The following is a 23,564-nucleotide window of genomic DNA, read 5'->3' on the forward strand; positions in this document are numbered from 1 at the left end:
AGTCCAGCTGAGTTTCGGCGGACTCTTTTTGCTTGTTAATGAATCAGGCCGCTCTTTCGGACTTTCTGTAACAGGGGTGCAGCAAGGCGATTGATTCGGTTTTTGAGGGCAAGACCGAGCAGAACCGAAATCAATCCATAAAGGGTTAGAACGAGGATATCTCTAATCACAAGCTCTGGGACGATTCCTCCCACAGCTTCCCGAAGAAGGCCGATTCCATAGGTGAACGGCAGGAAAGGGTAGATCGCCTGAAAGAAGAGAGGCGTGACCTGTATGGGAAAGGTTCCTCCTGAACCCGATAATTGCAGCACCAGCAGCACAATGGCCATGGCTTTTCCGACATTACCAAATACGGAGACGAGAGTGTAGATCATTAGCATAAATACCAGGCTGATCAGCAAGCTGAACATAATAAATAGGAGTTTATCTTTGGCATAAGCCCCAAGAATGAAAAGGTCTCCTGCTGATACAAAAACTGATTGGAGCAAAGCCAGAGTACCAAAGGTAAGAAATCTCCCCAAGTATACCTGCCAGCTTGAAAATTCTAACTGGGATTTAACTTTAACAGTGAGCATGGATACAAGCAGCAAGCCTCCCACCCAGAGAGATAAGGTGGTGAAGAAGGGAGACATGGCGGAGCCGTAGTTGGGAATCGGAAATAGCTTACTCTCCGCTAGAATAACGGGCTCGGAGAAGAATTCGCTTTCTTTCTCGTAATTTAGCTCAAGCAGCTTAATGAGGTCTTCCAGGCGTCCTTCCTTCTCCAAAGCACGTAGTCTGTCTCCGATTGCCTTGACTTGATTTTCTACCTGAGGCAGCCGCTCTTGTACAAGCTTGGCTTCCTTCAAGCCTAAAGTAAGCCCCTTCGACGCATCGATCAGAATCTGCTGAACTTTGGGGAGGGAATGCTGAGCCTTAATCAAAGTTGTTCTGGTTAGAGCAGCTGTATTATTAGCTTGAACGATGGCTCCTTGCAGACTAGGGAGAATCTCACTATCAAAGCTGCCGATCATTCGATCCAGTTCAGAACTAATAAGGGTGACCGTTTTCTTGGAGGTATTCACTAATAAGACATTTGGCTCTTTACCCTGTCCTTGTTGGAAAGCTTGCCCTAGCATGTTCTGGAGAGATTCAATTCTTGCAATAACACTCAGCATTTCGGTGGATATGCCGGTAAGAGCGCCAGAGGGAGCAACTGCATTAATGCTGTCTGTTAGGGATTTGAAAGTGTGGGCAGCTGCCACGGCCTCAGTCAAACTCTGCTGGGCACGGTCTATATTTGTCAGCACGACATCGGAGGATTTGTTATCCTGTAAGCCTTCTGCAGCGGTTATTCCAAGCTGGGCCGCATCAAGAGACTGTTTAATGCGAATTAAAGTCTGTTTGACTTGGGGAGCTGCATAGGTTAATGCTGAACGGCTTTGATCCAGGAATTGAATCAGTGATGTGCTGAATTCAGTTCCTTTGCGTGCAAGCTCAGCAGCCTCAGGAACACGGGCTTGTACTTCTTGGACGAGGGAATGGCTTACTTTGAGGTCTTTAACTGCCACATCCACGCCATTGTTAATTTCCGGGAATAGGGTCTCAAGCTTGTAAAGCAGCCCTTTCATTTTGTTGATTAAAGGCAGCTGATGTTCCAGTTGAACCCCGATGTCGTTGAATATTTTGAAAATAGCACCATTTGCGGTTTTGACGAAACTTTGATTAACCTCCTGGATAATTGAACTGGCTCCTTTCGATGTAATCTTAGGAGCTACTGCATTGATTTTTTCGTTGACCGTATAATGAATTTCCGCTTGTACCGGATTAGGGGTGAGCACGCTGGCAATGCGCTGTGAGAATTCCCTTGGAATCTCAATAGCTGCGTAATAATTCCCGTATTTAAGTTCCCTTTGAGCGGCTTCGTGGGAGACAAAGACCCAACCAATTTTAGTATTTGTCTCTAATGACTTCTTGATTTCCAGTCCGAGATTTATTGGCTTACCTTGAATAAAAGTGCCCTGATCAAGGTTTGTGACCGCAATTCGAATGCCCTGAGTTGAACTATAAGGGTCCCAGGATGCTTCAATGTTGAACCAGGCGTAAAGAGAAGGCAGCAAGATGAGACTAAGGATAACTACAGAGGCTGTCCAATTGGTTGCGATATTTCGAATGTCTTGAGTATAGATAGATAGAATTTTCGTCATTTTCAATTACCGCCTAACCAATTTTGCTATAGTATAACTGGTTTGGCTAAAGATCATTCCGAGCCGATTGAAATGCAGCTAAATAGGCAAGTTAAAGGAGATCAATGATGAACAAATATGCCAAATTCATAAGTTCAGCCGCTTTGGTCTGGCTGGTTGCAGGAACTTTAACTTTAGGAGTAACGCCATCAGCGGTATCAGCAGAAAGGGCAACACTATCTAAGACTTATTGGACGGAGCCTGCGGCTACGCAATTCAGTCGTCCTGCCTGGACGGTTACGCTGTCAGCATCCCATGATGAGCAGCAGGTCGAATCCCGTGCAGCCGCAGGAGAGGGCCAAGTCTACATTGTGAATGAAGGTAAGTTGATTGCACGGGATGTCTCAAACGGCCGACAAACTTGGAGTTTTGGCAATAAGCTAAGCCCAATTATCGAATACAATCAAGGGACTTTGTATGGTACCTATGACGATGGAAGAGTCTATGCAGTGAGTTCCAAAGGCGCAATTAAATGGGTTTCCATCCGAACAGTTACCAAAGCGGAAAGACTGATACTCCTTGGAGATACCCTTTACATTCTAAGAGGTATTGATATCTTTGCTTTTGATGCAAGAAACGGTGCATTAAAGTGGGAGAATCATGATACTTTTGCGGTCTCTGGATCCCCGGAGCTCACTGAGCAGGAAGGCGTGGTCTTCCGCACTTATACGGGAATCGCTAATTTTATGGTGACCCTCAAGGCTTTTGATGCGAAGAATGGAACGCTGCTCTGGGAAAAAAGTCAGCAGCACCTGCCCATTCAGGTTAGAAATGGATCCGTCTATTCCGTCTATGAGCCGAATCTGTTTGAGGAGCCGCAAGCTGAATTGTCACTTAAACAATTTGATCTAAAGACAGGAAGAGAGAAAGAGAACTATCTGTATAACTGGTCGAATCATCCTGCTCCTTGCATGTACAGTTATACGAATAATGCCCTGATTGAAGGGAACAATCTGTATGCATTCAGCAATCATACATTGGTGAAATTTGATTTAACAAGGTATACAGGCAATGCGGACCAGCCTGATCAAGAGATTAGGGGAACGAAGTATGAGATGGATAATCCCTTGATGAAGCTTTATAAAGGTCGGCTTTTCTACGAGGAACGATCAAAGCTTCCCTATACTACGCATAAATCAATCAACATTTCAGACGGGAGCACAGTGGAATACCAGAATGATAATCCTGCTGCCCAGGTTGAAGTTTTGGGGAATGGCGTATATATGGGGCAGACGGATGGGGTCTTCCGGGCGTACGAACTCACGACAGGCACGGAGGTATTTGCCATAAATACAGGGGCTCGCAATTATGGTCCGACCGAATTTGAACAGGGGATGGCGATCATTCAGACGGATCATCAATTAATAGGGGTAGCCCTACCAGGCAATCTGAAGTGAATTGAGTGAGTGAACATTCTAGATTTTCCAGTTGACGGTGAGAAGTGATTGATTTATGATTAGCTCATAAATGAAAACACTTTAGTGGCGTGTTACCGTAACGGGCATGAGCCAAGGAAAGTTAACCTTATTGTATATGGTTCCTTTTCCTTGGCTCTTTTTGACTTTTCATAATAAGGAGGGGTCCAAGGTCATGAAAGATGCGGAACTGCTCCAAGTACAACGTGTAATCGGTAACAATGTCGTTATGGCTCAGAGAGGGACCAGCGGCAAAGAATACGTTCTCTTGGGAAAAGGAATTGGGTTTGCAGTGAAGGGATCAGGAACGATTGAAGCTAATGATCCTAGAATAGAGAAGCGCTTTAAGCTGGAGGATCGCGAACAATGGAGTCAGTACGAGAGCCTGATGGAAGACTTTGATCCCAAGGTGATGCATATCTCGGATAAGATCATTCAGTATATTTCTGCAAGCCTGCCCGGTAAGCTTAACGACAAAATCTATCTAGCTTTACCGAGCCATATTCAGTTCACGGTATATCGGCTTCGCAACGGAATGGATATTATTAATCCCTTCTTACAAGAAACGAAGCTAAGCTTTCCCAAAGAATTTGAAATCGCTTCCAAAGCAGCGGAGATGATTAGCGAGGCTTTCGACGTACATGTCCCTGATGATGAGATAGGCTTTCTTACTTACCATGTCTATTCGGCTGTAAGCAATGTTCCGGTGGGGCAGCTGGTCAAGGCATCCAATATCGTTAACCATTTGCTGGAGCTGATTCAACAGGAGAAGATAGTGAATTTCAAACAGGGAAGTATGAGTCATGTAAGGCTGATGCTTCATCTGAGGTATTCCCTGGAAAGGATTATGCAGGATACAAAGGTGGATAATCCTTTTGTTAACCATATCAGGATAGAGTACAAAGAAGAGTATTCATTAGCCAAGCGATTGGGAAAAGTAATGGAAGAGCAGATCGGCAAGCCAGTACCCGAAGAGGAAATCTGTTATATTGCCATGCATCTATATCGCCTTTACCGGACCACTAATTAATTACACTAACTATGAAGGTGGGGGATCAAAATATGTTCTCTAAATGGAGAAAGAAATCAACTGAACAGAAGAAGGTTGAGATTTATGCCCCTGTCACGGGAGAAGCTGTAGCTCTTAGCGCTGTGCCGGATGAAGCTTTTGCGGGTGGATTCATGGGTAAAGGAATGGCCATTGAGCCAAGCGAGGGTAAGCTTACAGCCCCATTTGACGGGACCGCGATACATGTTATTAAGTCCAAACATGCGGTTATCCTGGAACATTCGTCCGGATTGCAGCTGTTATTTCACATTGGAATCAACACCGTTTCCCTTAGGGGAGAAGGTTTTATAAGCCATGTACAGACAGGCGATACTGTGAAGGCAGGGCAGACTTTGATTGAATTTGATATCCCGAAGATTAAGGAAGCAGGTTACCCGGTGATTACATCCGTGATAGCAACAAACGCTGAAGAATTGACGGAGGACATCGAGACGAACCTCGGGCCGGTCCAATCCGGTAGAGATGTCATTCTTACAGCGATATTTAAGGCTTAGGCCAATATATTTGAAAGGGTGAAGTGTGATGTTGTCATTTCTTCAGAAAATCGGGAAGTCCTTGATGCTCCCGGTCGCGACACTACCTGCAGCTGCAATTCTTATGCGGTTCGGAAACATTGACTACATCAAGGATTTCCACATGGGCAGTGCCGGAGAGTTTATTAACAAGTATATTGCCCCGTTTCTGGATGCAGGGGGAACTACCATATTTGATAACCTGCCGCTGATATTTGCCATCGGGGTGGCTATCGGTCTCGCGGGAGATGCTGTGGCAGCCTTGTCTGCAGCCATTGGATACCTGATTCTACAGCGTGTGCTGCTGAAGGTGCCTACGGTATTCGATACGTTGATGAGTAAAGATGCAAAGCTGGACATGGGGGTATTAGGCGGTATTATAGTGGGATGCATCGCTGCTTACCTTTATAAGAAATATCATAATATCAAACTCCCGGATTGGCTTGGGTTCTTTGGAGGCAAACGGTTTGTGCCGATGGTTACTGCCTTTACCATGGTTATTACAGGTCTTGTATTTGGTCTGATCTGGGGACCCGTGCAAGCCGCACTGGATACCTTCGGCAACTGGATTGTCGGTCTGGGCGGAATCGGCAGTGCGATTCACATGATTGCCAACCGGCTGCTTGTTCCATTCGGGCTTCATCACATTATTAACTCGATTGTATGGTTCCAGATTGGTGATTTCACTGATGCTGCGGGCAAAGTCATTCATGGCGACCTTCACCGCTTCTTCGCAGGGGATAAAACTGCAGGCATGTTCATGACCGGCTTCTTCCCGATCATGATGTTCGCTCTTCCGGCCGCCGCCTTTGCGATTATTCATACCGCCAAGCCGGAGAGAAAGAAAGCTGTCGCTTCGATCTTCATTGGTGCGGCCCTTGCTTCATTCTTGACAGGGATTACAGAACCGCTTGAGTTTGCATTTATGTTCGTGGCACCTGTCTTGTATGGTATCCATGCCATATTGTCAGGGGTAGCAGGTTACGTAATGTACGCTTTGGGTATTAAACTTGGATTTGGCTTCTCTGCTGGTTTCATCGACTATGCCATCAACTATCAATTGGCAACAAAGCCGCTCCTATTGATTCCTGTAGGTCTTGTATTTGCCCTGGTGTACTATTTCCTCTTCCGAGTCCTTATTGTGAAGATGAATCTGAAGACACCGGGACGTGAAGATGAAGTGTTGTCAGACGATCAAGGTGTGGTAGGCAGCAGCAGTTCTGTTGCGGCAGGAGACAGTAAAGCGGCCAAGATTCTGGCTAACATTGGCGGTTCGGATAACATCCAATCGATCGATGCATGTATCACGCGTCTACGCCTGGTTGTGAAAGATGATAAAGCCGTGAACGATCCTGCACTCAAAAACCTTGGAGCATCCGGTGTCATGCGTCTGGGTAAGGGCGTTGTCCAGGTAGTATTCGGGCCTCAGTCTGAATCCATCAAGGATGATATCAAGAAATTGATGTAATTGAACAGGAAGTATGAAATTACAAGAACAGGGCGGATATTCAACCGCCCTGTTTGTCTATGATCATCAGAATCTTCAGCTTCAACATATTGATTATTGTCTTATAAGTTTCACTTATGTACCTTGCTTCGGCACAGCTCATGGCGTATATTCGGACAAGGATATACTACTTGGATGAAAGAGGCGTTGTTAAGTGTCATATCGGCAAATCAAGTGGATGATTCTAATCGTACCCTCGATTATTGTGGGACTTTGGGAGTTTGTAAGGCATCAATTTCTCGTTTCGTACATATCTATGGGACTTGGTAATTTCATTACTCCTGTCATTCTATTTGTAGTAAGCATCACACTGCTATACAGACTGTTTGCTATGCTAGAAAGGGTGCAGAATGAGCTGAATGAAGAGCGTGCGCAGAAGGCACAACTCGTTGCACGTGAGCAGCTGGCGCGAGAACTGCATGATGGTATTGCTCAGTCCTTATTTCTGCTATCTGTCAAAATTGACAAAGCCGAGCGCAGACAGAACCAGGCTGGAGCAGGGGGTGAACTGAAACTGGATGAGCTGCGTAAGACGGTTCATGAAGTGAATCGGTATGTTCGCCAATCGATCTCCAATCTGAAGTATCCGCCCGCAGCAAGTAACCTCGGACAGATGACCTTGCGGCATCGGATTATACAAATGATGGATGAGCTTCAGGTCCATGTTCAGATGGACTGGGCCCTGAAGGATGCAGATTTTACGGCTAAAGAGCAGGTGGAACTGCTAGCCTGTATCCGGGAAGCTCTGCTTAATGCCAAGAAGCATGCTCCTGCCAGCCAAATCACATTACAAGGCGAGGGAGATAGCCAATGCTGGAGGGTTCGGGTTACGGATAATGGCCCAGGCTTTGGTGCCAATATACATACAGAAGTCCGGGACAAGTACGGGCTGAAAATTATGAGAGAGCGAGCAGAAGAGATGGGCTGGACGATCTCTATCGGCTCCGAGAAAGGTATGACGATGGTCTTGATTGAGAAAGGAGGGACTCAGCATTGAAAGCCCGCGTACTGGTCGTTGATGATCATGCTTTTGCAAGAGAAGGTATATGTGATATTTTGGCGGAGGATGCATTCTTTGAAGTGATCGGGGTTGCCTCAAGCGGGGCAGAAGCTATCGAATTGACTGAGAAATTCATGCCGGATTTGATTGTGATGGATATTCGTATGCCGGAGATGGATGGATTGGAAGCTACCCGTATTATTAAGCTTAGATTTCCTTATGTCAAAATTGTGCTGATTACGGTCTCCGATGATGCCGCTCATTTATTTGAGGCGCTAAAGCAGGGGGCACAGGGTTTTTTGCTGAAGAATCTAGCCCCTTCTACTTGGGTTGAATACCTACGAGCCATCATGATTGACGAGGCCCCGCTATCCAGTGATCTGGCCCATCAGATACTTAAGGAGTTCCCTTCTGCTCCAAGGCAGGACCCGCTTGATCATCCGCTTACTGGCCGTGAGAGGGAGATTCTAAATTGGGTGGCCAAAGGGATGACGAATCGGGAGATTGCTGGAGAATTGCAAATTTCTGATCAGACTGTCAAAAATCACTTGAAAAATATTTTACATAAGTTACAATTGGAGAATCGAGTGCAGCTGACCCGATATGCATTAGAGCACGGGTGGGTAGATACCAAGCGCTCTCGTCATTAACAGAATATTGATGAAGACTTGAAAGCATCAAGTCGTTACCTTAGTCATAAGGTGGCGGCTTTTTTTGTCGTTTTTACAAAGCGAAGGAGGACTGTAAACCTATTCCATAGAAGTTAATATAGGACTATATTCTAGATTTTACCATCTAATTGATGGGGAATATGCAGTACATACAGAGTGGGAGAGTGGAAGGACTATGAGAAGTAAGTTCATGATGAACACAGTTATGGCGGGAGTGATCGCAGCTGGCTGTGTGTTTGGTGCTGCTGGGTCAGTAATAGCAGAGGGAGCAGTTAAATTCAAAGATAAGCTGCCTGCTTGGGCGAAGCCGGATATTGAGTATGTGGTAGCGAAAGGGTACATGAAGGGAGATGAAAGGGGGAAATTCAACCCGAACGCGACGATCAGCAGAGCTGAGTTCGCGGCGATCCTTGCCAGAGCGTCCAACAATGACGCAGATCCAAGCAAGGCAGGGTTCAGCAGCATTCCTGGCTGGAGCCAAGACGAGGTGAATACTGCGGTGAGCAAGGGATTTATTTCGCCGGGCGAATACCCAAATGGATTCAGTCCGAACACACCGCTGACACGCAGAGAGCTGGCCAAATGGGTGGCTTCAGGCTTGGCGGCCAAGGATGCCGATTTTAAGAAAGCATTGTCGGACACAGCAGATACACTCGTGCCGGTCGCAGAGTATTATAAGGGCGGTCTGAATAAGGCCGACTATCCATATGTCTCGGTTGCCCTGGGAACCGCGCTAATGGGGGGATACCCGGATGGCCGTTTCGGCCCAGCTCAAACAACTACACGAGCAGAAGCTGCCGTGATCCTGCGCCGATTTGAGTCTATTCAGGACAAGAAGGCTGAGGCGTTCCAGGATCTGAAGGAAATGCGGGAAGTCGGGCTCACAGGGACGAATGCGATTAGTTTGGGGTTTAAGTATGGGAAAGATGGTAGTGTTGAGGAAAAATTTACGAATATCCGAAATGTGCCAAGCCAGCTGAGAAATAATGTTGGAACAATTAAAGTGAATCGTTTTATCCTTGTCAACGCATCAAAAGCAACTGATGTAAAAAATCTATATGGGAAAATGTTTGTTGATAAGGACTATGGATCGGCATTCAAGATGGGGATAGATAGATATGAAACTTTTGTTGAGTATGCCTTTACTTCTAATATTGACAATATGGATGTAATGACGTATTTAGGATCAACCACGGTTACTTTTTTAAATTTAACCGGATTTAAAAGTGGAACGATAGAGAAATATGGAATCAAGACGATGCCGATGATGGGCCTCGTTACCAAAGAAAAGTTCTTTAAAAAAGGAAAAGAGGTAAAATTTTGGGGTAGTGGGTATGTTAGGTCAAATCTTCCAATTTATGATACACGCAACGGAGCAGTAATTACTCTTTCTGGGGGGGAATCGTTCAATATTTACAAATTAGATTGAGAATTTCTAAAGGAGCTATAAAATGGGGCGATTAAGTCGAAACATTCTAATCGGGCTAAGTTGTGCACTAATTATCTCTAATCTTCTTTGGGTAGGATCGTTAATTGTCAATGCAGGCGGTAACATTAGTGCTGTACTGCCGAATGTGAAGTCGATGACCCAAACCATCACAGAGGGAGGAAAAGCTGAACAAACTTGGATTAGAGAGGGGCAAGTTGAATCCAATGCAAACCCTGGCGTTTATCTTTATCAGCGGGACGATAAAAGGTGGGTGGCTGAAACGAATCGGGGCCCGGTGATTTATAATTCTGTTGGATCAACAAGTTCCCCCTATCCGGAGAAAGGACCGGAATTTGAAAACAAAATCAATATGACCGAACCAGAGTATTTGCCTAAAGCAAAATACAAATTAATTGACGGCGAAGAGAAAGATTCTACACTGATGACTGATCCTAAAATCATAGGGGCTAATAATGAGACTCCTTTAGAGGATCAAACCAGTACCACACGTGCATTGCGAATTCCAGATGGCGCCAACCTTATAATTACATCAGTTATCGGTGGGGACATCGAAACCCAAAGCCCACCAGATGCTTATATATGGAACAAACACGATAAGTTCTCAGGCAACAAGTGGAACGCAGGATACACCACCCAGGTCCATGTGACCTGGCGAGCTAACTATGTAGAGAAGAAGAAAATTGCCATGGCCGGCAAGAGCAAGATTGCGATTAATGAAGTTACCAACTTTACATCAACTGTGGCCACTTCGGAAGCGAAGAAAGCCTACGGCACACCTGCAGATGTAACAACTCGTAGTAACGTGATGTGGAAGTCTAGCAATCCGGGTGTGGCCACCGTGAGTGCTACTGGCGTTGTTACTGGGGTGGCTAAAGGGACTTCTATCATCAGTGTAGATTGGAAGAAGGATAAGTATTGGCTGCATACCGAGAAGGTTGTAACCGTAGATATTAAAACTACGGGTACTCCTCCAACTGGCTCCTGTGTTCCAACCATCAATCCACCTTCTGCTGCAGTAAGTCCTGTTATCTCGTTCATGAACCCGAACGCAACGGGCGAGATTCTAGGAGATGATGTTGCAAATGGCCGGCATTTTGATGCCGTGAAGGCGATTCCGACCAGCGAGAACCTGTACAGCCAGGCGTGGGGAAGGAACTACCTGTTCCAGCACACCTTTGCCAATATGAAAGGTACGATTGACTACCGCTGCACCATAGACGTGACGTATTCACGCACATGGAAAGAAAAGCAGCCGGACATTATCGACTCTGATGGGAAGCCGGTTCCGCAGCCGGATACCGAGAAGTCAGATACGGTGACCAAGACTTACAGCTTCAATTTGACTCCGCGTAATTATTCCTATTGGGAAATCAAGCAGCTGGAAGTCATGGGACTTAACCACGCTGAATTGCAGAATTATGCTCTCCCGGGCGGCAATGTATACATGGAACCTCGCGATTATACGCCTCCTGATGTAGATACGGATAATAGCAGTGATGTGAATGATCATGTATTTCCTAAGAGTACGGGAACGATAAGTTTTACTCCTCCTGTTCTGGCTTCAACGGGTTACGCACCGCTTGATATACCGGATCATACGGCAATACTGAAGGGGATGGCTGAAGCCCAGACTATGCCTCCGGATGTGAAGAATGATAGGGTCACCTTTAATGGATTGACGATTATGAGTGACAATACGGTAAGCAGCTCAGGTCCGACTCCAACTTCAATCCCAGCGCCAACGCGGATCCCGGACAAAATGCTCTTTGAAGATCATCAATTGATAAGCACCGACCTGGAGAACAAAGCTGATACGCCAAGTACAGGTACCATTTACTATGAAATGCTTCCTAATGATGTGGAGGGCAATGGAGATAAAGACTTTGATATCCAAAATATCAATACCGTAACCGTCCATACGCCGGTCGTTAACTATTCCTTAGTCTCAGATGACCAAGCGCACAATCAAAAGACTCACCCCAATTCTAATCGTTCAGCACTAATCTTAGAGCGGCCATTTTTCGTAAGGATCCCAACGATTGGGCAGCATTTGAATGAAGCTATCTATCCAGGGTATGGAAATCGCGATTATGCGAAATATACACGAAATAAGCAGGTAAAGTTTCCATTCGATGTGTACAATGAGGATCGAACACAATACATATACAAAGATACATGGGTGGATATTCCGGTAACACAGGAGTATACCACTTTCTACATGCCAGTATGGGTAAATGAAGGGAATTATGATATTCAGTTCCGCAGCATAGCCGAGAATGCACCATCGCCATTTGAAGAGCAATTAAATGCAAATACAAATTTGGCTAACCATGCAGCCGTCGAAACAGTACCGGTTGAGGTGATTGGCCGAATGTATGATTTTCATGTAACCGATATAGCGGATTATTTATGGGAAACCGTGTTTAGGACTTATCCAAGGACTTCTACACCATCCGGCTATTCCTATTGGGTTGGGCTTAAGGGAATTGATGGGGACAAGAGGGGGAATATGTACCCTTTCACGCTGCCAATACACCCTGGTAGTCATCCAAAACCGGGCTATAAGAACGTTGCCGTCAAGACAGGATATCACTTTAAGTTTGACCTGAAGACCAAAGGTAATATGTTCGATGTACAAGATTCTGTTCGCATTACTCCAAGCTTTTATTATATGAGCGAAGACGGAAAGACGCGAACCCCGATAGATATCTACTATAAAGCAGGCGAGAAGAGTTTCGTTAGAATTGGTTCGCCGGAAGATACGAGTCAGCGATACGTAATTCTGAATGACAGATTAAGAAACGTGCCAATGGAGGAATTATCGGATACAGCTTTGTACAAGTATGATCATTATTTTGATTTTGGACAAGTTGGTGAAATCAGCAGGGATACGTTCTTACAGAATTATATTGACAAAGCTTCTACGAAAAAGACTCCGGTTGGCGGATTAAAGCAGCTAGAGCTGCCCGAAGCAGTTCGTACATTGATTGGACCTAAGTTGAATATTCCCATTGGCGTGGACATGCAAAGAGCGAATGCGTCTATACAGAAGTGGTATGGAGAGTATAGCTTGCCAGCGGATATTTATGGGGTGGCTGCAGGGACAAATCTTGCTGAGTATGGTAGGACGCATCAGGGTCTGACGGATCGAAGTCCTGTCTTTTTGAAAAATGGGTATTTTATTGTTAATTTCAACCTAGAGACTATCGATCAAGGGAATTTGAAGGAGCCTCATTTGCAGTATATTCACGCACCTTTAATGAATCAGTGGAAGCTTGAGGGATTTAATAATATCGTCATGGATCCTTATGGAAACTCCTATAATCTTCAAGATGGTGATGTGGTATTCTATCATACGGACAAATCAAGTCGAGACGACTTCAGATCGAGTGTAACGCATTAATCCAAAGCTATGTCTCTTAAGTGAGTAAGTTAACTCAATTCAGCCTCCTTCTCAAAAGATGGGGGCTGAGTCTATTTGAATTACCGATCATCGAAATCGATCCCCCTCATTCGATCGTCAAGTAATACTCAACCAACCAACCAACCAACCAACCAACCAACCCCTAACCCAATTCACCAACAAAAGATAACTAGTTAGACAACAAGCAGCTTAGCAAGCATCAACCAAGCAAAAAATAATCACCTACACACTACAAAGCAAACCATCTACAAACCGAATAATTAATATTTCAACATATGAAAAATTCACAATAGTAAACCAAAATTCCTCGCACTTAGCAACCCTCTCACTAATCCACCATAAGTACCCATCTACCTCATCACATTCGGTTAAAAATGGCGAATTGACCACTATTATGAAATTTTCATATAATAGAATCAGATATTAATTCTAATCAAAGTAGAGTGGGAGGTTAAGAATATGGCATTTATGATTGCGCAGCGGGCATTCTTGAAATTATACTTGATCAAAATGGTAGAGGAACGTAGAAGATACGGGTATCAAATGCTTGAAGATCTAAAGGCTGAATTCAAAACCCATGGCTATTTGCCTCCGCAAAGTGAGATATACCGTGCGCTTCATGAATTAGTGCAAGAAGGCGTTCTGTATAGAACGAAGAAGCTGAAGGGAAATGACCCCAGCGTTGATTTTCAGGAGATTGTGCTGTATCACTTTACGAATGATGGAAAAGAGAAGGCCGAGCTCTATCGTAAGCAGGTCAAGACTGATTTGGACAGGTGCTTGGGCATTTTGCATAAAGCAGAGAGGGACAATTTCGGTTAAAGTTAGAAATACAATTCAAGACGAAGACTTTGGCTGCTAACGCTGCTGTAATGTATTCAATAAGGAGTTTTGATCGTGGACAAACTTTATGAAATCCGTGACCGGATACATGGATTTTCAAGCCGGTATTTGCAGGCTGCTTTGGTTATCTTTTTGGTGAAGTGGATTCTGATCGCGGGTGTTGTGGGGTTCCTGTCAGGAAGTGCTTCGGCACTCTTCCTCGCAGGCCTGGAATGGGCAACAGACAGCAGAATGAATCATGCCTGGCTGCTGTATTTGCTTCCGGTAGGCGGAGCCTTGATGAGTTACCTCTATTTGAAGATAGGGAAGAATGCTGGCAAAGGTAATAACCTGATCCTTGAGACGATTCACCAGGGGAAGGAGAGCATCCCCCTGCGGATGGCCCCTTTAGTGCTTGGAGGAACGATTATAACCCATTTATTCGGCGGCTCTGCGGGCAGGGAAGGAACCGCAATTCAGATGGGAGGAAGCCTTGCAGCTCGTCTCGGCAAGCTGCTGAGGCTGGATGCAGCAGATACGCGTATTATTCTCATGTGCGGCATAAGTGGCGGATTCGGATCAGTATTCGGCACTCCGCTTGCTGGAACTGTATTTGCTCTTGAGGTGCTGGTGATTGGAATGCTGCGTTATGAAGCTCTTCTTCCTTGCTTTATCGCGAGTGTAGTAGGAAATGTGGTGACTACGGCGTGGGGAATCCATCATGTGCATTTTTCTATTGGCGAGGTTCCGGAACTTTCATCGTTGACCATTCTCAAAGTATTGGCTGCTTCGATTGCCTTTGGTCTGAGTGCACTTCTCTTCAGCTCGTTGACTCACTACTTCAAGGGTACATATGCGAAGCTAATTGCACATCCTGCCGTGCGCAGTTTTGTTGGAGGTGCTGTCATTATCCTCCTAGTATTCATCTTCGGGACAAGAGACTACTTGGGACTTGGGATTCCTTTGATCGAGCGAGCCTTTTCGGGGGATGTGCCGGACTTTGCTTTTCTTGGCAAAATCCTATTTACTGCCCTCACTCTGGGAGCAGGCTTCTTGGGCGGGGAGGTTACACCGCTGTTTGTAATTGGGGCCACATTAGGCAGTACGCTCGGATTATGGCTCCATGAGCCGGTTGGCTTCTTCGCGGCGCTTGGCTTCATAGCTGTATTTAGTGGGGCAGCGAATACGCCAATTGCCTGCTTTATTATGGGGATTGAATTATTCGGCTCTCAGGCAGCCGTATATATGCTGATGGCCTGCGTAATTGGTTATTTATTCTCGGGTCACACGGGCATTTATACATCCCAGCAGCTTGGAGCTTCCAAGTCAAAATTGTTCAAAATCACTGCTGGAGAAACACTCGCCTCATTGAAAAAGAAGTGACTCTGTGAAAATTCGATTGTATTATTATGAATTTTGATTTATAATTATACCTATAAACATAATTGTATAACGTGGGAACAGGTGTCTCAGACCCAATGGGGTTGAGACTTAATAGGGAAGTCCGGTGTGAAGCCGGCGCGGTCCCGCCACTGTATCAGAGGAGTTAATTGCGATCCATGCCACTGGCTTATTCACTAAGCTGGGAAGGCCGCAATTGACGTTGATTCTGAAGCCAGGAGACCTGCCTGTTCTGACAGCACTGATGTACCTACGGGAGATAGGGAGGTGTTAGAGATTGCCACCCTTATGTGCACTTACGGGGCCTTCTTTAACCTACCCGGGTTAGAGAAGGTCCCTTTTAATTATGTTTAACTACAAATAGTGATGGGGGTAGGAAATGAGTAACATAAGAAGCGGTAACCTGGGTTTCCCGCGTATTGGGGAGAACCGGGAATGGAAGAAAGCAATTGAAGCGTTCTGGGCAGGTAAAATACAAGAGAATGAGCTGCATCAACAGCTAGAAGCGATTCGCCTTGGCAACCTGAAGCTACAAAAGGACAAAGGAATTGAGATCATTCCTGTAAATGATTTTACCTACTATGATCATATTCTGGATACAGCTTCCATGTTTGGGGTCATTCCTGATCGCTTTAGCTATCAGGGTGGGGAAGTGCCACTCTCAACCTATTATGGAATTGCCCGCGGGAACAGAGAAGCAGCAGCTAGTGAAATGACGAAATGGTTCAATACGAACTATCATTATATTGTTCCTGAGTTATCAGGAATTACGCCTCAGCTAACGGTGAATCGTCCGCTTGCTGCTTACCGTGAAGCCAAGGAGAAGCTGGGTATTGAGGGACGTCCTGTTCTTGTTGGTCTGTATACCTTCCTCAAACTCTCTAAAGGTTATGATTCAGCTAAACTGCAGGATGTGATAGATTCATTCCTTCCCTTGTACCTTCGTGTGCTTAAGGAATTGGAAGAAGAGGGAGTTAAGTGGGTTCAGATTGATGAACCTATTCTCGTAACATCTGTGAATGAGCAGGATTTGAAATATATCCAAACCATTTACGAAGCTATAAATCAGGAACTAACAACCCTCTCCATTCAGCTGCAAACCTACTTCGGTTCTGTAGAATTCTACCCTGAGGTTGCTGCTCTACCAGTACAAGGTATTGGACTGGATTTCGTTCATGACGAAGGGCGTAATCTGGAAGCTCTACGGCAGCACGGTTTCCCACAGGAAAAGACCCTGGGAGCAGGAGTCATTGATGGCCGAAATATTTGGCGTGCAGATCTGGATGCCCAGTCGTCCTTGCTTAGTGAAATCGTGCAGCTCGTCAAGGGTGCGGAAGTTATTGTACAGCCATCAAGCAGTCTTCTGCACGTACCGGTCACTGCCCGTACAGAGACCAAGCTTGAGCCGGTCTTGAAGAACGCTCTAGCTTTTGCAGAAGAGAAATTGAATGAACTCGTTCTTCTGACCAAGCAGGCCAGCGGAGAGCAGGTAGCAAGTGAATTCCAGGTGAGCCGTGAAGCCTTGTCGGCGCTATCTGCTTCTCCGGCCCGAAATCGTGAGAATGTAAGAAGTCTTGTCGATCACATCGCTGACCAGCCTTCTCATCGAGAGCATAACTTCTCCATTCGACAGGTGGCGCAAGAGAAGAAGTGGAAGCTCCCTTTCCTGCCAACTACCACGATCGGAAGCTTTCCTCAGACTACAGAGATTCGGGCGGCACGTCAAAAGTGGCGCAAAGGGGAATGGTCCAGCAGCCAGTACGGCGAATTCGTCAAAGAACAAATTCGTGACTGGATTAGCAAGCAAGAAGAAATTGGCATCGATGTACTGGTACACGGGGAATTCGAACGGACTGATATGGTTGAGTTCTTCGGCGAGAAGCTCGCTGGCTTTGCTTTTACAAGTGGAGGATGGGTTCAATCTTACGGGTCCCGCTGTGTGAAGCCGCCGATTATTTATGGTGATGTTGACTTCATTGAACCGATGACCGTCGAAGAGACGGTATATGCACAATCCTTGACGAAGAAGCCTGTTAAAGGCATGCTAACAGGTCCGATCACCATTCTGAATTGGTCCTTTGTCCGGAGTGATCTCAGCCGTGAGAACGTCTCCTATCAAATTGCCCTTGCTCTGCGTAAGGAAGTGGAAGCCCTTGAGCATGCGGGTATTGAAATGATTCAAGTGGATGAGCCAGCCCTGCGAGAAGGTCTGCCCCTGAAGAGAGCGGATTGGAACAATTACCTGAATTGGGCGGTACTGGCGTTCCGACTTAGCACTTCTACTGTCCGGGATACAACCCAAATCCATACCCATATGTGCTACTGTGAATTCCATGACATTATCGATTCCATTACAGCTCTTGATGCAGATGTCATCTCCATTGAAACGTCCCGGAGCCACGGGGAATTGGTTCACAGCTTCGAGGAACATACTTACCCGCTTGGTATTGGTCTTGGAGTGTATGATATTCACAGCCCGCGTGTCCCTTCGGTGGACGAAATGGTCTCTATGATTGAACGCGCGCTTCAGGTACTGGATCCGAAGTTATTCTGGATTAATCCGGACTGCGGACTCAAGACAAGAGGTGTTCAGGAGACTGTGGATTCACTCCGTAACATGGTCGCAGCTGCCGAGAAATTCCGTGAAGCCCATGTGAAGGTTAATGTATAGCGTCATTTAGCTAATGATTAAGGCACAGCTCTTGAGAGCTGTGTCTATTTCTTCACTATGCTAATCGTCTGCGCTGGATTTCGGATGAATAACGTTGGGGGTTTGGGGTAAATTACCGCTAAAGGGGAGTAGGCTTACCCTTCAGATAACTGGCTCTCTGCAGCATAAATAAAATGTTGACAAATAGGTAAAAGTAACAGATACTATATTTACGAAAGTAACATTATATAAGTTCTTTCCCCAACCATAACATATTCAGGAGGTTTTTCCCTAATGGCACATGTATTATTTGTCAAAGCAAACAACAGACCGGTTGAGCAAGCCGTAACTGTGAAACTGTATGAAAGTTTTGTAAAGACTTATAAAGAAACTCACCCAGACGACCTGGTTACTGAACTTAACTTGTTCGAAGCAGATCTGCCCTACTTTGATAATGACATGATGACAGGATTGTACAAACTTGGTAACGGCATCGAGCCAACAGCTGAGGAACAGCGTCTTGCTGACCTGGCTAATACTTACCTGGATCAATTCCTTGGTGCAGATAAAGTCGTATTCGCGTTCCCACTCTGGAACTTCACGATTCCGGCACAGCTTCTTACTTACCTGTTCTACTTGAACCAAGCAGGCAAAACGTTCAAATATACAGCTGAGGGCCCTGTTGGTCTAGTTAACAACAAGAAGATCGCTCTGCTTCAAGCTCGCGGTGGTGTGTATTCTGAAGCTCCAATGGACGCTATGGAAATGTCCCTTAACTATGTTAAGACTACTTTGGCTTTCTGGGGTATCACGAATCCTGAAGTTGTCGTTGTGGAAGGTCACAACCAGTTCCAGGACCGTGCCGCATCCATTATTGAAGATGGCGTGAAAAGAGCCGCTGAACTCGCAGCCAAATTCTAATAATTTGTGTTCCAGCTTCATATGTATGAATAAGAGAAAGAGCCATTGCGGCTCTTTTTTTGTGTTTCAAACATGTACGGGTTGTGTTAATTTGCCAAAAGCAAAGGATTACACTTATACTCACACTATACATACGAAGGGAATGCGCACAATGGAACTTGAAATGGTTGTTAAAATGTGTCTTGCTCTATTATTTGGTCTGTTCATTGGTATCGACAGGCAGTTGAAGCAGAAGCCGCTGGGCATTAAGACAAGTATGGTTATCTGTGTGGCCAGCTGTCTGGTTACACTTGTATCGATTGAATCCTTTGATCGGTTTGCCGGACCGAATCATCCGAACATGGATCCCATGCGGCTTGCTGCACAGATCGTCAGCGGCATCGGTTTCCTCGGAGCAGGTGTCATTCTAAGAAGAAGTAATGATGCAATTTCCGGACTTACCTCTGCGGCCATGATCTGGGCGGCCTCCGGCCTTGGCATTGCCATTGGAGCCGGATTCTATATTGAGGCTGTAGTAGCCGTGGTACTGTTAATTATTGCTGTTAATTTCGTGCCGTACCTGATCAAATCAATTGGACCTGAGAAGCTCAATCAGCGCGACGTCTCGGTGAAGATTGTGATGGAGACGAATGATTATATGACCGACTTGATTCGCCATATTGAACGTAAGCGAGTACCTGGCCAGCCTATTGCCGGACCTGTTCACAAGATCCGTCGACTGAGAATTAAAGACCTCGACGATGGCAGACAGCGAATTGATATGGTGATTGCTGCACCGGAGAAGGAATATACGACGGAGATTTATTATTTTATCAAGAAGATTGATCATGTACTTAGTGTTGAGATCGAGCATTTATAAACTTGGATTGTTCGTCCAGGTTTAAGTTCAGTTCATAATTATGAGTTATTCTTCTCTTGCGGCTAGTTATCCGTACCGCAGATGCAGTTAGAAAGGAAGAGCAGCTTATGAAAGAAATGCAGTTGAATAACAAGCATGGCTCGCTGTTCAGCTTAATCCGGGATACCCGGCCTTCGATTCCCGCCTTAGCCTTTGCGATAATCCTCAGTGTGGTCTCCACCCTGGTGGGTCTTGTGATTCCTATGTTCACAAAAAATCTGGTCGACGGATTCTCCCTGTCTTCCATAAGCTCTACCCAGATCGTGCTTATAGCTGCGGCTTTTATAGCCCAGACTATCGCAGGAGGAGTATCCATCTATCTCCTTAACTATGCCGGTCAGAAGGTGGTGGCCTCCCTCCGGGACCGGCTGTGGAAGAAGCTGCTTGTCCTGCCGGTATCTTATTACGATCAGAACCGGGTCGGGGAGACCAGCAGCCGAATGACGAACGATACGTTGATTCTGAAAACTCTGATTTCTGAGCATGCCACAGCTTTTTTTAGCGGGATAATCTCTATTGTGGGCTCTGTAGCAGTTCTGCTGTATCTGAATTGGAAGATGACGCTAATTATGTTCACCGTGATTCCAATCGCCGCTCTGATCCTTGTTCCTCTGGGGCGTCAGATGTATAAGATCTCCAGAGGCATGCAGGATGAGACGGCTGCATTCTCGGCTACCCTCAACCAGGTTCTCTCCGAGGTCAGATTAGTCAAGGCTTCCAATGCGGAAAGCAGAGAATATGCGAACGGGAAAGAGGGGATTACAAATCTCTTCCGGTTCGGCGTTCGAGAAGGAAAGGTTAGCGCATGGATTGGCCCCGTCATCTCACTTGTCCTGATGATGCTGCTGGTTGTCATTATCGGCTATGGGGGAATGCAGGTATCCAGTGGGGTATTCACAGCCGGGGAGCTGGTTGCATTTATCCTCTACCTTATTCAGATCGTCATGCCCATGACGCAGCTTACCACTTTCTTCACTCAGTTCCAGAAGGCCAAGGGAGCCACTGAGCGGATCATTGAGACTCTAAATGCAGAAGAGGAAGAGTATACAGGGGGAATCGAGTCTCCTGCAGCGAATCAGCCAATTCAAGTTGAGAATGTGTCCTTTAGTTATAATCGCGATGAGCAAATACTTCATCAAATTTCTTTTGAGTTGCAACCAGGAAAAGTCACTGCCATCGTAGGACCCAGCGGGAGCGGTAAGACAACCCTTTTCTCATTACTGGAAAGGTTCTATCTACCCGATGAAGGCCGAATCCTGCTTGGCAGCCAGCCCATTGACGAATTCTCGTTAAGGTCATGGCGCAGGCAGATTGGGTATGTCTCTCAGGATAGTTCGATGATGGCCGGGACAATTCGTGAGAACCTTTGCTATGGGGTAGACCGCGAAGTCCATGAACAGGAAATCTGGAAGGCCGCCGAGATGGCATATGCTGACCAGTTTATCCGCGATCTGCCTGGCGGACTTGACACAGATGTAGGAGAACGCGGCCTCAAGCTGTCAGGTGGACAGCGTCAACGTCTGGCGATTGCCAGGGCGCTGCTAAGAGATCCTAAGATTCTTATGCTGGATGAAGCAACCTCCAGCCTGGATAGCCAGTCCGAAGTGGTGGTCCAGAAGGCTCTGCTGAATTTGATGAATGGCAGAACGACAGTTGTGATTGCACACCGTTTGTCCACAGTGGTAAGAGCAGATCAGATTCTCTTTATTGATAAAGGCAAACTTACGGGAAAAGGTACTCATGCAGAGCTGCTACAGTCCCATGAGATGTACAGGAAATTTGCCACCCAACAATTCCAGAAATCTGCTGAGGAAGAACCATTCTTAACAGAGAAGTCGGGTGATTATTGATGGCCAAAATTATGGTAGTTGATGATGACCCTCACATTCGGGAGCTGGTCACTGTTTTTCTTGATGGAGCAGGGTTAGAGAGTATTGAAGCTTCGGATGGACTTGAGGCACTGGACCTGCTTGAGAAGGAAAAAGTAGACATGGTCATTCTGGATATCATGATGCCAAATATGGACGGTTGGCAGCTCTGCAAGGAGCTGCGTGCCCACTATGACTTTCCCCTTCTCATCCTGACGGCAAAAAGCGAGACTTCACAGGTTGTCAAGGGATTTGATCTTGGAACCGACGATTACCTTGTTAAGCCGTTTGAACCTCCCGTTCTGTTAGCCAGAGTCAAGGCTCTTCTCAAGAGGTATCAGATATCCTGCTCTCAGGTTGTAACTGCAGGACAGGTTCAAATGAACCGCAGAATCTATGAAGTCACCTTGGGCTCCGAGGCGCTGAATATGCCCCTGAAAGAGTTCGAGCTGCTCTTCAAGCTGGCAAGCTATCCAGGTGCAACATTAACACGTGACCAGTTGATTGAAGAAATTTGGGGCTATGATTTTGAAGGAAACGAGCGGACGCTCGATGTTCACATCAATCGGCTGAGAGAGCGGTTCCCAGAGACTAAGTGCAAATTTAGAATCCGTACTATAAGGGGACTGGGTTACCGGCTGGAGGTTCAAGATTGAAAAAATTCAAAAGTATCATGAGGCTAGTGTTCGACATCCTTCTGTTAATTGTGGTCGCCTTTGGGGCCGCTTCAGCCGCATACGGGATTAAGTCACTATATCAAAGCCGACCAAGTTCGGTGCAGGAGTATACGGAGTATGTAATCTTTTTTGGAATGGGCATCTTTCTTTTTATTTCAACGTTTGCAATCATTAGCCTGCTGCTGCTGAGAAAAAAAGAAATTCGAAAAATTAATAATATTATCGACGCGATGAAACGGGTATCTAAAGGTGATTTCTCGGTCCGCCTGGATATAGAGCAGTACGAAGAAGGATATGAAAAAGTGGTGGCGACAATCAACGAGATGGTCAGTGAGCTCGGGACAATGGAGACCATGCGTCAGGATTTTATTTCTAACGTGTCCCACGAAATTCAATCCCCGCTCACTTCTATCGGAGGATTCGCAAGGGCTTTGCTGCAGGAAGATGAGGTTAGCCCTGAGACAAGAAGGCATTATCTGGCCATTATTGAATCAGAAAGCCAAAGGCTCTCCAAGCTGAGTGACAATCTGCTGAAGCTGACTACGCTGGAATCCGTAGTGCCGCTGTTCGAGAAGAAACATTACAGGCTAGATAAGCAAATACAGCGGGTAATCCTGTCGGCTGAAACCCAGTGGAGCGACAAGGATCTCAACATTGAACTTGAGCTGGAAGAAACGATGATTAAAGCTGAGGAAGACCTGATGAGTCAGGTATGGATTAACCTGTTCCATAATAGTATTAAATTCACGAAGCCCGGCGGTTGGATCAAGATTAGGATGAGGAAATTGGGAAGCCAGGTAGAGGTTCAGATAGCAGACAATGGAATTGGAATCTCCCCTGAGGATTTGCCTCATATCTTTGAACGATTCTTTAAAGCGGATAAATCGAGAAATCGTGAAGCTGGAGGGAGCGGACTAGGTCTCTCTTTGGTGAAGAAGATTATAGATATCCATGGAGGCGAGATTACGGCGGTCAGTGAACCCGGAGTAGGAACTACCTTTAAAGTGATTCTAAATAAATAGCAGGATAGGCGATATTTATGGGCACCGATCAG

Annotated in this window: 17 protein-coding genes and 1 riboswitch; of the genes, 16 read left to right on the top strand and 1 reads right to left on the bottom strand. The window is 45.9% G+C overall.

What is annotated here, in order from left to right; all coding sequences use genetic code 11:
* Window positions 1–35: 35 nt before the first annotated feature.
* Window positions 36–2,186 carry a YhgE/Pip domain-containing protein gene (locus EJP77_RS13520; RefSeq protein ID WP_127199780.1) on the bottom strand — a complete coding sequence of 717 codons (2,151 nt, stop codon included), beginning with the start codon at window positions 2,184–2,186 and terminating at the stop codon, window positions 36–38.
* A 104-nt stretch (window positions 2,187–2,290) separates the two neighbouring features.
* Between EJP77_RS13520 and EJP77_RS13525 the strand changes: the two genes are divergently transcribed.
* The 16 genes from EJP77_RS13525 (at window position 2,291) to EJP77_RS13600 (ending at window position 23,532) form a co-directional block, all read left to right on the top strand.
* Complete coding sequence (locus tag EJP77_RS13525; protein ID WP_127199781.1) at window positions 2,291–3,622, top strand: outer membrane protein assembly factor BamB family protein; 1,332 nt, start codon at window positions 2,291–2,293, stop codon at window positions 3,620–3,622.
* Window positions 3,623–3,815: 193 nt separating this feature from the next.
* Window positions 3,816–4,670, top strand: coding sequence for a PRD domain-containing protein (locus tag EJP77_RS13530; protein ID WP_127199782.1), 855 nt, complete (start codon window positions 3,816–3,818; stop codon window positions 4,668–4,670).
* Window positions 4,671–4,702: 32 nt separating this feature from the next.
* Complete coding sequence (locus tag EJP77_RS13535) at window positions 4,703–5,203, top strand: PTS sugar transporter subunit IIA (protein WP_127199783.1); 501 nt, start codon at window positions 4,703–4,705, stop codon at window positions 5,201–5,203.
* A 28-nt stretch (window positions 5,204–5,231) separates the two neighbouring features.
* A complete protein-coding gene (nagE, locus tag EJP77_RS13540; RefSeq protein WP_127199784.1) occupies window positions 5,232–6,689 on the top strand; it encodes an N-acetylglucosamine-specific PTS transporter subunit IIBC in 1,458 nt (485 codons plus the stop codon).
* Between the two features lie 193 nt (window positions 6,690–6,882).
* Entirely contained in the window at window positions 6,883–7,725 is an 843-nt protein-coding gene (locus EJP77_RS13545) for a sensor histidine kinase (RefSeq protein WP_127199785.1), read from the top strand.
* Entirely contained in the window at window positions 7,722–8,378 is a 657-nt protein-coding gene (locus tag EJP77_RS13550; RefSeq protein WP_127199786.1) for a response regulator, read from the top strand. Before EJP77_RS13545 ends, EJP77_RS13550 begins: the two co-directional genes overlap by 4 nt.
* 196 nt (window positions 8,379–8,574) lie before the next feature.
* Complete coding sequence (locus tag EJP77_RS13555) at window positions 8,575–9,828, top strand: S-layer homology domain-containing protein (RefSeq protein ID WP_127199787.1); 1,254 nt, start codon at window positions 8,575–8,577, stop codon at window positions 9,826–9,828.
* A gap of 22 nt (window positions 9,829–9,850) precedes the next feature.
* Window positions 9,851–13,252 (top strand): DUF5704 domain-containing protein, encoded by a 3,402-nt coding sequence (locus tag EJP77_RS13560; RefSeq protein ID WP_246021886.1) that lies wholly within the window; start codon window positions 9,851–9,853, stop codon window positions 13,250–13,252.
* Between the two features lie 480 nt (window positions 13,253–13,732).
* Window positions 13,733–14,095 (top strand): replication termination protein, encoded by a 363-nt coding sequence (locus EJP77_RS13565; RefSeq protein ID WP_127199788.1) that lies wholly within the window; start codon window positions 13,733–13,735, stop codon window positions 14,093–14,095.
* Window positions 14,096–14,170: 75 nt separating this feature from the next.
* The gene (locus EJP77_RS13570; protein ID WP_425464245.1) at window positions 14,171–15,478 is read left to right on the top strand and encodes a voltage-gated chloride channel family protein; all 1,308 of its coding nucleotides are present in this window, start codon (window positions 14,171–14,173) and stop codon (window positions 15,476–15,478) included.
* 62 nt (window positions 15,479–15,540) lie between these two features.
* Window positions 15,541–15,741, top strand: a riboswitch (cobalamin riboswitch).
* Between the two features lie 134 nt (window positions 15,742–15,875).
* Window positions 15,876–18,167 carry a 5-methyltetrahydropteroyltriglutamate--homocysteine S-methyltransferase gene (gene metE / locus EJP77_RS13575; RefSeq protein ID WP_127199789.1) on the top strand — a complete coding sequence of 764 codons (2,292 nt, stop codon included), beginning with the start codon at window positions 15,876–15,878 and terminating at the stop codon, window positions 18,165–18,167.
* A gap of 273 nt (window positions 18,168–18,440) precedes the next feature.
* Entirely contained in the window at window positions 18,441–19,067 is a 627-nt protein-coding gene (locus tag EJP77_RS13580) for an FMN-dependent NADH-azoreductase (RefSeq protein ID WP_127199790.1), read from the top strand.
* Window positions 19,068–19,218: 151 nt separating this feature from the next.
* A complete protein-coding gene (locus tag EJP77_RS13585) occupies window positions 19,219–19,926 on the top strand; it encodes an MgtC/SapB family protein (RefSeq protein WP_127199791.1) in 708 nt (235 codons plus the stop codon).
* A 107-nt stretch (window positions 19,927–20,033) separates the two neighbouring features.
* Window positions 20,034–21,815 (top strand): ABC transporter ATP-binding protein, encoded by a 1,782-nt coding sequence (locus EJP77_RS13590; RefSeq protein ID WP_127199792.1) that lies wholly within the window; start codon window positions 20,034–20,036, stop codon window positions 21,813–21,815.
* Complete coding sequence (locus tag EJP77_RS13595) at window positions 21,815–22,489, top strand: response regulator transcription factor (RefSeq protein ID WP_127199793.1); 675 nt, start codon at window positions 21,815–21,817, stop codon at window positions 22,487–22,489. Before EJP77_RS13590 ends, EJP77_RS13595 begins: the two co-directional genes overlap by 1 nt.
* A complete protein-coding gene (locus EJP77_RS13600; RefSeq protein ID WP_246021887.1) occupies window positions 22,486–23,532 on the top strand; it encodes a sensor histidine kinase in 1,047 nt (348 codons plus the stop codon). Before EJP77_RS13595 ends, EJP77_RS13600 begins: the two co-directional genes overlap by 4 nt.
* The last annotated feature ends 32 nt before the right edge of the window (window positions 23,533–23,564 follow it).

Source organism: Paenibacillus zeisoli, from assembly GCF_003994465.1.
GTDB classification, from domain to species: Bacteria; Bacillota; Bacilli; order Paenibacillales; family Paenibacillaceae; genus Fontibacillus; species Fontibacillus zeisoli.

Excerpts from the sequence above, each read along its gene's own strand:
- EJP77_RS13520 (WP_127199780.1), bottom strand. The coding sequence starts at position 2,186 with ATGACGAAAATTCTATCTATCTATACTCAAGACATTCGAAATATCGCA.
- EJP77_RS13525 (WP_127199781.1), top strand. The coding sequence starts at position 2,291 with ATGATGAACAAATATGCCAAATTCATAAGTTCAGCCGCTTTGGTCTGG.
- EJP77_RS13530 (WP_127199782.1), top strand. The coding sequence starts at position 3,816 with ATGAAAGATGCGGAACTGCTCCAAGTACAACGTGTAATCGGTAACAAT.
- EJP77_RS13535 (WP_127199783.1), top strand. The coding sequence starts at position 4,703 with ATGTTCTCTAAATGGAGAAAGAAATCAACTGAACAGAAGAAGGTTGAG.
- nagE (WP_127199784.1), top strand. The coding sequence starts at position 5,232 with ATGTTGTCATTTCTTCAGAAAATCGGGAAGTCCTTGATGCTCCCGGTC.
- EJP77_RS13555 (WP_127199787.1), top strand. The coding sequence starts at position 8,575 with ATGAGAAGTAAGTTCATGATGAACACAGTTATGGCGGGAGTGATCGCA.
- EJP77_RS13560 (WP_246021886.1), top strand. The coding sequence starts at position 9,851 with ATGGGGCGATTAAGTCGAAACATTCTAATCGGGCTAAGTTGTGCACTA.
- EJP77_RS13565 (WP_127199788.1), top strand. The coding sequence starts at position 13,733 with ATGGCATTTATGATTGCGCAGCGGGCATTCTTGAAATTATACTTGATC.
- metE (WP_127199789.1), top strand. The coding sequence starts at position 15,876 with ATGAGTAACATAAGAAGCGGTAACCTGGGTTTCCCGCGTATTGGGGAG.
- EJP77_RS13580 (WP_127199790.1), top strand. The coding sequence starts at position 18,441 with ATGGCACATGTATTATTTGTCAAAGCAAACAACAGACCGGTTGAGCAA.
- EJP77_RS13585 (WP_127199791.1), top strand. The coding sequence starts at position 19,219 with ATGGAACTTGAAATGGTTGTTAAAATGTGTCTTGCTCTATTATTTGGT.
- EJP77_RS13590 (WP_127199792.1), top strand. The coding sequence starts at position 20,034 with ATGAAAGAAATGCAGTTGAATAACAAGCATGGCTCGCTGTTCAGCTTA.
- EJP77_RS13595 (WP_127199793.1), top strand. The coding sequence starts at position 21,815 with ATGGCCAAAATTATGGTAGTTGATGATGACCCTCACATTCGGGAGCTG.